Source organism: Kitasatospora sp. NPDC091276, from assembly GCF_040684355.1.
In the GTDB taxonomy this organism is placed as follows: domain Bacteria; phylum Actinomycetota; class Actinomycetes; order Streptomycetales; family Streptomycetaceae; genus Kitasatospora.
This window is the reverse complement of record NZ_JBFBFU010000009.1, coordinates 91,120-103,463: the sequence shown is the minus strand read 5'-3', so window position 1 is coordinate 103,463 and position 12,344 is coordinate 91,120. Positions and strand designations below refer to the sequence as shown.

Here is a 12,344-nt window from a genome sequence, read left to right as displayed (position 1 = left end):
TGCGGGGTCTGCGGGGTCTGCGGGGTCTGCGGCGCCGCGTGCACCGAGCGCGGGCCCTCGTTGATCACCAGCGGCGTACTGGCCTGCAACGGGTGCCCGCTGCCACCGCCCTTCGCGGCCGCGATCAGCCGCTCCGCCTCGTCCCGCATCGCCGCCGCGCTCTGGAACCGGTGCGCCGGGTCCTTGCGCAGCGCCTGGGCGACGAAGGCGTCCACCGCCGGGGTGACCGACCGGTTGAGGGTGGACGGCGCCGGCGGCTCCTCCTGGACGTGCTTGTAGGCGATCGAGAACGCCGAGTCGCCGTCGAAGACCAGCTGCCCGGTGAGCATCTCGAAGAGCATCACGCCGACCGAGTAGAGGTCGGAGCGGGCGTCCACCGGCTTGCCGAGCGCCTGCTCGGGCGACAGGTACTGCGGGGTGCCGACCACCATGCCGGTCTGCGTCATCGACGTGGCGCCCGGTTCCAGCGCCCGGGCGATGCCGAAGTCCATGACCTTGACGTTGCCCTTGCGATCGAACATGACGTTGCCGGGCTTGATGTCGCGGTGCACCAGGGACATGTCGTGCGAGGCCTCCAGCGCGTTCAGCACGCCGACGACGACCCGCAGGGCCTCCTCGGTCGGCATCGCGCCGTACTGGGCGACCGCCTCGTTGATCGCCTCGCGCAGGCCCTTGCCGTCGACCAGCTGCATGACGATGTACGGGGTGCTGGAGCCGTCCGGCGCGACGTCCTCGCCGCTGTCGTACACCGTGACGATGTTCGGGTGCTCCAGCCGGGCCACCGCCTGCGCCTCGCGGCGGAACCGCTCCTTGAACGAGGCGTCCCGGCCCAGCTCGTTGTGCATGCTCTTCAGCGCGACCTGCCGGTCCAGCACGCTGTCGTACGCGAGGTGCACCGAGGCCATGCCGCCCTCGCCCAGCAGCCGCTGCAGCACATAGCGGCCGTTGCCCAGGGAGGAGCCCCCGACCGCCGCGTTGCCGTGCTCGCTCATGGTCCTCTGCTCCCCCTCGGCGCGGCCGTGGCGCCGCGACCGTGACGTTCGGTCTCGTCCGTGCGTGGTGGGCCGGGCCCGCGGGCCTGGCGGACCCCTGCCGCGGCGGTGCGACCGGCCTGCGACAGGGGTCAGGGTATCGGCTGACGCCGACGGTGATCGGTCCAGGGCCGGTCCTGCCCCCGGACCGCCGGGGCGCCCTCCGGCGGCGCCCCGGCCCCGGGCGGACCGTCGTGGTACGTCCGGTGTCGGCGGCCCGTTACAGGTACGGGCCGGAGCGGATGCCGCGGCCCTGACCCGGCTCGTCCTCGTCCGGCTCGCCGCCGTGCAGACCGGGCGGCAGCGCCCGCCGCATCTGCTCCAGCTGGGCCCGCGCCGCCATCTGCTGGGCGAACAGCGCGGTCTGGATCCCGTGGAACAGGCCCTCCAGCCAGCCGACCAGCTGGGCCTGGGCGATCCGCAGCTCCGCCTCGGTCGGAATGCTGTCCTCGGTGAAGGGCAGCGACAGCCGTTCCAGCTCGGCGACCAGCTCGGGGGCCAGACCGAGCTCCAGCTCCTTGATCGAGCTGGCGTGGATGTCCTTCAGCCGGGCCCGGCTGGCCTCGTCGAGAGGCGCCGCCCGGACCTCCTCCAGCAGCTGCTTGATCATGCTGCCGATGCGCATGACCTTCGCGGGCTGCTCGACCATCTCGGTCACCGGGAGCTCACGCGGCAGGTCGCCCTCGTCCTCGTCCCCCGCCGAGCCGGCGAACCCCTGGCCCACGGGCAGCCCGTCCGGTCCGACGATCAGCACCTTCTGGCCGTCCTGCGACTGCCCGCCCGCGGCCTGGAATGGCTGCTGAAACGAGCGCTCGTTCATCGGATTCGTCATGAACAACATTCTCTCTCACTGGGGTTGGTCGGGCGGAAGCCCCCGTACAACCGCCGTCCTGAGCCACCGCTGACGACGGTACGCCCCCGGGCGCCGCCCCGGAATCCGTACGGATACTCAGCTCCCGGCCCGCCCCGGCCCCCCTGGGGCGTGCACACACCCCTCACGGAACCTACCCCGCCGCCCCCACCCCGCGACTCACCCCCGGCGCAGCCGCAGCCCGATCAACCCCAGGCCGCAGCCGATCAACCCCAGCCCCGCGCCCAGCGGGAACTGGACGGTCGAGGCGTCCCGCCAGCGGGCGGGCAGGACGGCGGGGACGGCGGCGGCGACGGCCTGGGCGGTCGCGGCGGCGGCCGCGGTGGCGGCGTCCGGTGCGGCGTCGGCGCCGGGAGCCGCCGCGTCCGGGGTGCCCTGGTCGGCCTCGGGCCGGTCCCCCGCACCGGCCTGCCCGGTGCTCCGGTCAGGAACCTGGTCGGGGTTCTGCTCGGGAGCGTGCTCGGGGTTCTGCTCGGGAGCCCGGTCCGGCGCCCGCTCCGGGGCGGTGTCGGCGCGCTCGGGCGCCCACACCACCCAGCGCCGGTAGACCCGGGCGTCGCCCCGGCCGGGGCGCGGGTGCCGCGGCGGCCCGACCGCCGGAACGGCCGCTGGCTCCGGCCTGCCCACGGCGGCGGGCTCAGCGGTGAACGGGGACGGCGACGCCGCCGCCGGCCCGACGGCGGCGGCGGCCGCCGATGCTGCGGCCAGCGGGAGCGTGAGCCCGAGCACGGCCGCCGCGATCAGTCGCTGGGCCCGGCCCGGGCCGGTACGGCGGGTACGACGGTGGTGCGGCGCGGCGGGCAGCGGCCCGAGGAGGTGCGTTGGTGCGGCCACGGTCGGAGGTCCTTCCGACGGCCGACCGCGCGCGGCGGGGTCGGCGGCGGGACAGCTCCGAACCAGCCTCGCACAATCCGACGATCAGGGCATTTCGGACGTCCCGCCTCGGGCCGCAGGCCCTCGGACCAGGATCAGGTCCGCAGCACGACCTTGCCGACCTGCTCCCCCGCCTCCAGCACCCGGTGCCCGTCGCCGGCGTCGGTCAGCGGCAGCACCCGGTCGATCACCGGCTTCACCACCCCGGACTCCACCAGCGGCCACACGTGCTCGCGCACCGCCGCCACGATCGCCGCCTTCTCCGCCAACGGGCGCCCGCGCAGATTGGTGGCGATCACCGCGGCGCGCTTGCGCAGCAGCGCGTTGAGGTCGAGCTCGCCCTTCACGCCGCCCTGCAGCCCGATGATCACCAGCCGCCCGTTGACGGCCAGCGCGTCCACGTTCCGCTGCAGGTACTTGGCGCCCATGATGTCCAGGATCACGTCCACCCCGGCCCCGCCGGTGGCCTCCTTGAGCACCTCGACGAAGTCCTGCTCGCGGTAGTCGATCGCGATGTCGGCACCGAGTTCGACGCACCGGGCCAGCTTCCCGGCGCTGCCCGCGGTCACCGCGACCCGCGCGCCCACCGCCTTGGCCAGCTGGATCGCCATGGTCCCGATGCCGCTCGCGCCGCCGTGCAGCAGCACCGTCTCGCCGGGCCGCAGGTGGGCGGTGAGGAACACGTTGGACCACACCGTGCAGGCGACCTCGGGCAGCGCGGCGGCCTCCTCGAAGCCCAGGCCCTTGGGCAGCGGCAGCAACTGCCCGGTCGGCACCGCGACGAGCTGCGCGTACCCGCCGCCGGACAGCAGCGCGCACACCTCGTCGCCGACCGCCCAGCCGGACACGCCCGGGCCGAGGGCGACGATCCGCCCGGCACACTCCAGCCCGGGGTAGGGCGAGGCGCCGGGCGGCGGGTTGTAGTTGCCCTGCCGCTGGAGCAGGTCGGCGCGGTTGACGGCGGTGGCCGCCACCTCGACCAGGACCTCGCCCTCGCCGGGCACCGGGTCGGGCACCTCCGCCCACACGAGTGCCTCGGGACCGCCGGGTACGGGAATCGTCATCGCATGCATGCCCCGAACCTACTGCGCGTCATGGCGAGGAGCGGGCAAGGCCCGCGTCAGCCGGTCGACTTGATCACGATCACCCGGTCGGTGAGCTGGAGCACGGCGGCCTCGGGCTCGGTGTAGTTGAGCACCCGCCGGCCGCGGACCACCGCGACCACCAGGTCCTCGCACGCGCGCGGGCTGTGCCCGGCCTCGGCCCGGGTGACGGGGCGCTCGACCACGTCCAGGCCGTTGCCGTAGGTGAGCAGGTCCTCCATGACCGCGCCGGCGTGCGGGCTGAGCATCGACAGGCCGAGCAGCCGCCCGGCCGAACTGGAGCTGGTGACGACGACGTCGGCGCCGCTCTGCCGCAGCAGCGGGGCGTTCTCGTCCTCCCGGACGGCCGCGACCACGGTGGCGCCCTTGTTCAGCTGGCGCGCCGTCAGCGTGACCAGGACGGCGGTGTCGTCCCGTTCCGGCGCGACCACGACCCGGGCGGCGGTGGGCACCTCGGCCCGCAGCAGCGTGTCGGTGCGGGTGGCGTCGCCGACCACGCCGACCAGCCCGTGCCGGGCGGCCTGGTCGATCACCTTGCGCTGCGGGTCGACGACGACGATCTCGTCCTTCTTCACGCCCTGCCCGAGCAGGGTGTCGACGGCGCTGCGGCCCTTGGTGCCGTACCCGATGACGACGGTGTGCTCGCGCACGGTGGACCTCCAGCGGTTCAACCGCCACTGCTGGCGGGTTCGTTCGGTGAGCACCTCCAGCGTGGTCCCGACCAGGATGATCAGGAACACCACGCGCAGCGGGGTGATCACGAAGATGTTGGTGAGCCGGGCGCCGTCGCTGTACGGGGTGATGTCGCCGTACCCGGTGGTGGACAGCGTCACGGTGGCGTAGTACGCCGCGTCCAGGAAGCTGACCCCGTCGCCCGCGTTGTCGTTGTAACCGTCCCGGTCGACGTAGACGATCAGCGTCGTGGCGACTAGGACGGCGAGCGCCAGCAGCAGCCGGGAGCCGACCTGCCGGAGGGCCGGCGCGCTCCGCCGGGCGGGCAGCACGATCCCGGCGTCCGACCACGGCTCGGTCCCCGGGGCGGGCGCACCCCGCAGCCTGCTCATGCGGTCACCTCCCCGCTGTCGTGGGGCGCGCACGCCCCGGTGGGCCCGTTCACGGCGCCTCCAGCAGTTCGACGGGTTCGCCGGCCGCCGCGCCGCCGGGCGGGACCACGGCCAGCGCCTCGGCCCGGGCGAGGCCGCGCAGCATCGCGGGCCCGTCGAAGGCGAGCGGGACGACGCCGTCGGCGGTGCGCCGGACGGGCAGCAGCCGGGTGTCCACCGGGTGCCCGGGCAGGCCGACGGCGGTGGGTGCGAGGGCCGGGGTGACGGCGGACCGCCCGCTGCGGGCGTGCAGCAGCGGCAGGGCGAGGGTGACCGTCCCGGCGACGGCGGCCAGCGGGTTGCCGGGCAGGCCCACCAGGTGCCGCCCGCCCGGAAGCCCACCCGGAAGCCCGGCTGGACCCCCGCCCGGAAGCCCGCTCCGGGCGGGGCCGGCCGACGGGAGTTCGGCCAGCAGCATCGGGTGTCCGGGGCGGACGGCCACGCCGTCCACCAGCAGCCGGGCCCCGGCCTCGGCGAGGGCCCGGTGCAGGAAGTCGACCGGGCCGGCCGCCGTTCCGCCGGTGGTGACCACGATGTCGGCGGTGGAGTGCCGCAGCGCGTCCCGGAGCAGCCCGAAGTCGTCCCGGACGGACCGCACTTCGGCCACCTCGGCACCGGCCGCCCGCAGCCAGGGCGGCAGCAGCGGCCCGAGCGCGTCCCGGACCAGGCCCGGACCGGGGACGCCCGAGGCGAGCAACTCATCCCCGAGGACGAGCAGTTCGACCACCGGGCGACGGCGCACGGCGAGCCGGTCGTGACCGCAGGCGGCGGCCAGGCCGAGCACGGCCGGGCCGACCAGGGCGCCACCGGGCAGCAACGCCTCGCCGCGGCGGCACTCCTGGCCGCGCGGGCGGACGTCCTGACCGGTGGTCAGTGATTGGTGGCCGCAGTCGTGCAGCAGCGTGCCGTCCGTGCGGCCGTGCTCACGGCGCAGGACCGCGGTGGCGCCGGGCGGCAGTTGGGCGCCGGTGGCGATCTCGACGGCGGCGCCGTCGGCCAGCGGCGCGGACGCGGCCCGGCCGGCCAGCACCCGCCCGGCGACCCGCCAGGGGCCCGGCCCGGCGACCGCCCAGCCGTCCATCGCGGAGGTGTCGAAGGCCGGCAGGTCGGTCAGCGCGGTGAGCGGCTCGGCGAGGGTGCGGCCGAGCGCCTCGGCGAGCGGCAGCCCGACCGCCGGCAGCGGACGCAGCCCGGCCCGGCGGGCGGCCTCGCGGGCCTGCGCCCAGCTCAGCACGCCGGGGCCGGTCGACGGGGCGGCCACGGTGGTCTGGCCGACGGCGCTCACGGCTCGCCCGGCCCGGCGTCGGCGCTCCAGCGCTCGGCGAGCGCGGCGGTCCGCCGGGCGGCCTCGGCCACGGCCTCCGGCCCGCCGCCCTGCTGGGCGGCCGCGTAGCCGATCAGAAAGGCGGTCAGCGGCGCGGCCGGGCGGGCCACCCCGTGCGCGACCACCCGGGCGAGGTCGAGCAGTCCCCGGACGTCGACGTCCAGGTCGATGCCCAGGTCGGCCCTGACCTCGGCGATCCAGTCCTCCAGCGTGCGCTCCATGCGCCCATGCTGCCTGATCGGCGGTTTCCCCGGAGTGTTCGCCCCGTGTGCGGCGCGCGTCGTTTCCCGCACGGACACCCACGCGGGCCGTGAACACGGACCCGGAGGGCGCCCCTACGACCGGTCGCGCTCCCGGGCCTGTTCGAGGTCCTCCCAGGTGTCGCAGTCGTAGGCGACGTTGTCGGTGTCGGCCACCAACTGCCGGGCGAGACCGCCGGTGAGGCGGCGCAGCGGGAGGCCGGCCGGATCGCCGAGGGCGGCCAGCGCGGTGCGCAGCGGGGCGGTGCGGTAGGCGGCGGCGAGCGGCTGGTCGCGCCCGCCGGCGTCGACCAGGACGGCGGCGTCGACGGCCGGACCTGCCTCGGCGAGGGCGGTGACCAGCCGGTCGACGGTCCGCCGGTCCAGGAACGGCAGGTCGGCGGCGAGCAGCAGCACGGTCGGCGCGGTGACCAGGTCGAGTCCGGCGGCGACGGCGGCGACCGGCCCACCGCCCGGCGGCTGCTCCCTGGTCCAGCGGACGCCGGTGCGCGCGGTCGGCCGGCCGGGGCCGACCACGACGGTGGTGCGGGCGCCCGCGCAGGCGGCGAGCACCCGGTCGAGCAGGGTGGTCTCGCCCACGGTCAGCCCGGGTTTGTCGGCCCCGCCGAGGCGACGGGCGGCCCCGCCGGCCGGGACGATCACGTCGTAGGGCGTCATGCGGCCAGTATCCGCCCTACTCTGCTCCGCCCGTCCCGGGCTCCGGGGACTTCCCGGGCTCCTCGGGCTCCGTGGACTCCGTGGACTCCTCGGGCTCCTCGACGAGCTCGTCCTCGACGATCTCCGCCTCGATGATGTCGTCCTCGACGATCTCCGCCTCGACGATCTCGCCCCCTCGCGCCGCCCGGGCGGCGTTGGCGGCGGCGCCCAGTTCCAGGATGGCCGGCAGCGTCAGCTCCCCGTACCGCTCGTTCATCGCGGTGACCAGTGCCTCCGGGTCGTGCGGGTGCTCGGCCAGCAGCCGGTCGAAGTCCTGGAGGTACTCGCCGGTGAAGGCGAGCACCCGGGCGGCGTCGTCGCCCTGGTCGGGGGCGCGGTGGCCGGCGATGACCCGGTCCACGCCGAGGTCGGCGATCCGGCCGAGGTTGTGGCCCCAGGTGGTGCGCTGGGCCGGGGTGGTGTCGGCGGTCCAGACGTGGGTGCCGTTGTAGGCGAAGTCCCCGGCGATCACCGTCCGGATGCTCGGCACGTGGACGACCGTCGAGTCGCCGCAGTCGGCCTGGCCGAGCAGCAGCACGGGGATGACCTGGCGGTCGAGCATGAGCGGCTGCGGCAGCAGCGGGGCGGGGATCAGCGGGTGGTCCGGGATGTCGTCGCCGTAGACCGGCTTCCACTGGGCGACCTTGGCGGCGGCGGTGCGCCGGATGCCGTCGACCACGGCGGGCGCGGCCAGCAGCCGGGCGTCGGGGAAGAGCCTCAGCACCTCCTCGGCGCCGAAGTAGTGGTCGGGGTGGTGGTGGGTGACGACGATGGCGAGCAGTCGGCGGCCCTTGCCGGCGACCCATTCGGCGAGTTCGCGGCCGGCGCTGCGGGTGAGCTGGGCGTCGACCAGGATCGCGGTCCGCTCGCCGAGGATCAGGGTGGAGGTGGCGAAGAAGGCCGATTCGGGGCCGGTGAAGACGGCGGTCTCCAGCGGGCGGGCGGGCCGCTCGGGGTCCGGGGCGGCGGCCTCGGCGGCCGTGCGCTCCGCGCCGGCGCCCTCCTCGGACGGGGACGACGTCACTGGCTGCTCCCTCTGGTCGGCGGTCGGACTTCCTGCGCCCTACAGCATGGGAGTACCGGTGTCGGATTGCGCGGAAGGCGCGCCCGGCGGGGCGCGCCTTCCGGCTCAGGTCACACCGCGGTTCAAACGGCCGGCGCTTCGGCGTTGTGGGCGGCCTGCCCCAGGGCACGTAACCGCCCGGGGCCCGTCCGTCGTGACGACGGACGGGCCCCGGGCGGTTACGTCGTGGAGGTCAGCGCTTGACCGCGCCGCGCAGGCGGGCCAGCCGGTCGGAGACGCCCCAGGCGGTCACCCGCCACAGCGCCTCGACCACGATGTTGCGGCTCATCTTGGACGCGCCCAGCTCGCGCTCGACGAAGGTGATCGGCACCTCGGCCACCTTGAACCCGGCCTTCACCGTGCGCCAGGCCAGGTCGACCTGGAAGCAGTACCCGGCCGAGGCCACCTCGTCCATGCCCAGGCCCAGCAGGGTCTCCTTGCGGAACGCCCGGTAGCCGCCGGTGACGTCCCGGATCGGCACGCCCAGCGCCAGCCGCGAGTAGGTCGAGCCGCCGCGGGAGAGCAGCAGGCGCGACTTCGGCCAGTTCACCACCCGGCCGCCCGGCACCCAGCGCGAGCCCAGCACCAGGTCGGCGCCGCGCAGCGCGCCCAGCAGCCGGTCCAGTTCCTCGGGCTGGTGCGAGCCGTCCGCGTCCATCTCGACCAGGACGTCGTAGCCGTGGTCGATGCCCCAGCGGAAGCCCGCGAGGTAGGCGGCGCCCAGGCCCTCCTTGCCCTTGCGGTGCATGACGTGCACGTTCGGGTCCTCGGCGGACAGCTTGTCGGCCAGTTCGCCGGTGCCGTCGGGGCTGTTGTCGTCGGCGACCAGCACGTGGGCCTCGGGGACCGCCGCCCGCACCCGGCCGACGATCCGCTCGACGTTCTCCGCCTCGTTGTAGGTCGGAATGATCACCAGGACCCTGCCGAGATCAGCAAAACTCTGCTGGTTCACGGTCACGTACAAACCTCTCGGCCGATGGCGGGGAGTGTCAGAACACCATCGCCCGCACTCTGGAACGCGGCTCCGCCGGCAGCCCGCCGACGGGGTGACCACGGTGGAAACTGCTGTGCAGGGCGGAGACTACTGCGTCCTGGCATCCTACTACCGCGCCCGGGAACCACCGGTCCGGCCAGGGCACTCCCCTCCGGTACCCGCCGTTTCCTCGCGGGCGACACCGGTCGGCTAGGGTCGATGACCTTGCCCGTGCCCGGCCCCCCGCACCGCCGGGCCCGTTGCCCCGACGATCCGGCACACCCGCCACCCAGCGAAGGAGTAGGACCGCGCGCATGGACAGGCTCATCAACACCGTCCGCCCGTACGCCTGGGGGTCGCTGACCGCCCTGCCCGAACTGCTCGGGCAGGAGCCGACCGGCGAACCGCAGGCCGAGCTGTGGATGGGCGCCCACCCCGGCGACCCGTCCCGGGCCGACCGGGGCGAGGGGCCCCGCCGGCTGGACGAGCTGATCGCGGCCGACCCCGAGGGCGAGCTCGGCGCCGCGACCGTCGCCAGGTTCGGTCCGACCCTGCCGTTCCTGTTCAAGATCCTGACCGCGGGCATCCCGCTGTCCATCCAGGCCCACCCCACGATCGCGCAGGCCCGCGCCGGGTTCGCTGCCGAGAACGCCCTCGGCGTCCCGCTGGACGCCCCCGAGCGGAGCTACCGCGACGCCAACCACAAGCCCGAGATGGTCTGCGCGCTGGGCGCCTTCGAGGGACTCTGCGGCTTCCGGCGGCCCGCCGAGGCGGCCGGGCTGATGGCCGGGCTCGCGGTGCCCGGGCTCGCCCCGCTGATCGACCTGCTGGCCGTCGAGGACGAGGCCGAGGCGCTGCGCGGCACGCTGGCCGCCATCCTCACCATGGACGGGAAGGCCGCCGAGGAGACCGTCCGGGAGACGGCCGAGGCCCTGGCCCGCACCGACCCGGCCGGCGACTACGGGCCGTACGCCCGGATCGCCGAGGACTTCCCGGAGGACCGCGGCCTGATCGCCGCCCTGCTGCTCAACCACTTCCGGCTCCGGGCCGGCGAGGCGCTCTACCTGGACGCCGGCGTGCCGCACGCCTACCTGGCGGGTGCCTGCGTCGAACTCCAGGCCAACTCCGACAACGTGCTGCGGGCCGGCCTCACCCCCAAGCACATCGACCTGCCCGAGCTGCTGAAGGTCCTGGTCTTCGAGGCCTGCGCCCCCGAGCTGCTGCACCCCCGCCCGGTCGACGGCACCGCCGGCGAGGAGCTCTACCCCGTCCCGATCGACGAGTTCCGGCTCTCCCGCTTCGTCCTGGACGGCCGGGACCGCGAGATCGACGGCCGCGCCCCGCAGATCCTGCTCTGCACCGAGGGCACCGCCCGGCTCACCGCCGCCGACGGCACCACCCTGGACCTCGCCCGCGGCCGGTCGGCCTTCCTCCCCGCCACCGGCGCCCCCACCCGGCTGTCCGGCACCGCCACGACCCTCTTCCGCTCCACCGTCACCGTCTGACCGCGCCCGGGGGCCACGCGCCGAGGGCTCGCCTCCCGGGTGGGAGGCGAGCCCTCGGTGTGTCCGTGCGGCGGTCAGCCGACCCGTTGCCCCGGGCCGCCGGCTCCGACCTCGACCGGCACCTGTTCCTGATCCTGGCCCCCGCCCTGGCCCTTCTCCCCGGACTGGGCCGGAACAGCCCCGGCGGCCTCGCCGGTCGCGGGCGCCCCGATCGACGCGGCGGCCGCCGGCTGCGGGGCACCGCCCGGCCAGCGGCGCTCGACCGCCTTGGCCACCTTGCGGCCCAGCTTCTGCACGGGCAGCTCCACCAGCCGGTACATCACCCAGCTCGCCAGCATGATCACGACGAGGTACTCGGCCGTCCAGATCAGCTTGCCGCCGGTCGTCGGCGGCACCTTGGGCACGTGCAGCAGCGGCTGGATGGTGTGCACCAGCGGGACGTGCAGCAGGTAGAGCGAGAAGCTGATCCCGCCGAGCCAGGTGAGCGGCTTCGGGAAGCGGCGCTTGCGCAGCGCCATGCCGATGCCGAACGTGATCCAGGCCCCGAGGTAGGAGCCGGCCCAGGCCATCCAGCCGGCCGTCCAGGTGTTCTGCTCCATGCCGTCACGGTTGTACATCCAGGCGACGGCCACCCCCGCGACGACCACGAAGCCGCAGCACAGGATCGCCTGGAGGCGGTCGATCTGGCGGTTCTCGGCCCGGTAGATCGCGGTGCCCGCGAACATCGTCGCGAAGATCATCAGGGTCTCGAACATCGGGGCCCGGCTGTTGTTGTACATCAGCACGAAGCCCAGCAGACCGAGCGTGATCGCCCCGACCCGGGTCAGGTTCGGTCGGCCGCTCAGCACGCAGGCGAAGCCGAACAGCACGATCAGGACGGAGCCCCAGACCAGGTTGCGGGTCGAGGTGATGTCGCTGGTCAGCGTGTGGGAGGCGATGGAGGTGCCGAAGAGCAGCGCCACGCCGGCGAAGCCGACCGCGATCGGGCCGCTGCGGCGGTGCTGGCCGACCGTGAAGAGCGCGGTGACCATGTAGTAGAAGACCATCTCGTAGCTGAGGGTCCACATGACGCCCAGGCCGTTCCAGACGCCCATGAAGTCCTGCAGCATGGTCGAGTTGGCGGCCACGTAGATCAGGTCGTGATCGGTGGCGAAGAGCGCGACCGAGCCGTCGCCCTTCGGGATGATGGCCAGCGCCACCGTGATACCGATGATCACCGGTGGCCAGAGCCGGAAGATCCGTCCGATCCAGAACGCCCGCACGTCCCCGCGGCGCTCCAGCGAGGCCGGGATGATGTAACCGCTGACCAGGAAGAACAGCATGACGCCGTAGAGGCCCAGGTCCGCGTGCCACCAGATGAAGGACGCCACCCCGTCCGGCAGCATCTTCAGGACGTCGAAGTGGTGGAGCGCCACCACCAGGGCGGCCACGCCGCGAAGCGCGTCGAGCCAGCCCAGCCGACTGGCCGACCCGCCCGCCCGAGCCTGCTTGCTTCCCCCGGCCCGGCGGGCGGACAGCTGTCGTATCGTTTTCACCGCACGG

10 protein-coding genes and 1 pseudogene are annotated in these 12,344 nt (G+C 74.7%); 1 reads left to right on the top strand and 10 read right to left on the bottom strand.

Translation table 11 applies throughout. The features are described 5' to 3' along the window. The 9 genes and pseudogenes from AB0O19_RS13670 to AB0O19_RS13630 form a co-directional block, all read right to left on the bottom strand. Window positions 1-992 (bottom strand): protein kinase (locus AB0O19_RS13670; protein WP_363619422.1); only part of this gene is annotated, 992 nt, incomplete at its 3' end. A gap of 259 nt (window positions 993-1,251) precedes the next feature. Then, on the bottom strand, window positions 1,252-1,863 hold the full coding sequence (locus AB0O19_RS13665; protein WP_350876669.1) for a bacterial proteasome activator family protein: 612 nt from the start codon (window positions 1,861-1,863) through the stop codon (window positions 1,252-1,254). A gap of 198 nt (window positions 1,864-2,061) precedes the next feature. After that, window positions 2,062-2,736: a hypothetical protein gene (locus AB0O19_RS13660; RefSeq protein WP_363619421.1), complete on the bottom strand. Its 675-nt coding sequence runs from the start codon at window positions 2,734-2,736 to the stop codon at window positions 2,062-2,064. Between the two features lie 134 nt (window positions 2,737-2,870). Then, complete coding sequence (locus tag AB0O19_RS13655; RefSeq protein WP_363619420.1) at window positions 2,871-3,848, bottom strand: NAD(P)H-quinone oxidoreductase; 978 nt, start codon at window positions 3,846-3,848, stop codon at window positions 2,871-2,873. Window positions 3,849-3,895: 47 nt separating this feature from the next. Next, window positions 3,896-4,942 carry a potassium channel family protein gene (locus AB0O19_RS13650; protein WP_363619419.1) on the bottom strand — a complete coding sequence of 349 codons (1,047 nt, stop codon included), beginning with the start codon at window positions 4,940-4,942 and terminating at the stop codon, window positions 3,896-3,898. 49 nt (window positions 4,943-4,991) lie between these two features. Further along, window positions 4,992-6,266 carry a molybdopterin molybdotransferase MoeA gene (locus tag AB0O19_RS13645; RefSeq protein WP_363619418.1) on the bottom strand — a complete coding sequence of 425 codons (1,275 nt, stop codon included), beginning with the start codon at window positions 6,264-6,266 and terminating at the stop codon, window positions 4,992-4,994. Beyond that, a pseudogene (locus tag AB0O19_RS13640) lies at window positions 6,263-7,222 on the bottom strand (NTP transferase domain-containing protein). Before AB0O19_RS13640 ends, AB0O19_RS13645 begins: the two are co-directional and overlap by 4 nt. Window positions 7,223-7,238: 16 nt before the next feature. Continuing rightward, window positions 7,239-8,285: an MBL fold metallo-hydrolase gene (locus AB0O19_RS13635; protein WP_363619417.1), complete on the bottom strand. Its 1,047-nt coding sequence runs from the start codon at window positions 8,283-8,285 to the stop codon at window positions 7,239-7,241. Between the two features lie 232 nt (window positions 8,286-8,517). Next, complete coding sequence (locus tag AB0O19_RS13630) at window positions 8,518-9,282, bottom strand: polyprenol monophosphomannose synthase (protein WP_363579852.1); 765 nt, start codon at window positions 9,280-9,282, stop codon at window positions 8,518-8,520. A gap of 329 nt (window positions 9,283-9,611) precedes the next feature. On the opposite strand from AB0O19_RS13630, the gene manA reads away from it, so the two are divergent. After that, window positions 9,612-10,802, top strand: coding sequence for a mannose-6-phosphate isomerase, class I (manA, locus tag AB0O19_RS13625; protein ID WP_363619416.1), 1,191 nt, complete (start codon window positions 9,612-9,614; stop codon window positions 10,800-10,802). A 74-nt stretch (window positions 10,803-10,876) separates the two neighbouring features. Here the strand turns inward: manA and AB0O19_RS13620 are convergent, their stop codons facing one another. After that, window positions 10,877-12,337, bottom strand: coding sequence for an acyltransferase (locus AB0O19_RS13620; protein ID WP_363619415.1), 1,461 nt, complete (start codon window positions 12,335-12,337; stop codon window positions 10,877-10,879). Window positions 12,338-12,344: the final 7 nt, after the last annotated feature.

Excerpts from the sequence above, each read along its gene's own strand:
- AB0O19_RS13665 (WP_350876669.1), bottom strand. The coding sequence starts at position 1,863 with ATGACGAATCCGATGAACGAGCGCTCGTTTCAGCAGCCATTCCAGGCC.
- AB0O19_RS13655 (WP_363619420.1), bottom strand. The coding sequence starts at position 3,848 with ATGCATGCGATGACGATTCCCGTACCCGGCGGTCCCGAGGCACTCGTG.
- manA (WP_363619416.1), top strand. The coding sequence starts at position 9,612 with ATGGACAGGCTCATCAACACCGTCCGCCCGTACGCCTGGGGGTCGCTG.
- AB0O19_RS13650 (WP_363619419.1), bottom strand. The coding sequence starts at position 4,942 with ATGAGCAGGCTGCGGGGTGCGCCCGCCCCGGGGACCGAGCCGTGGTCG.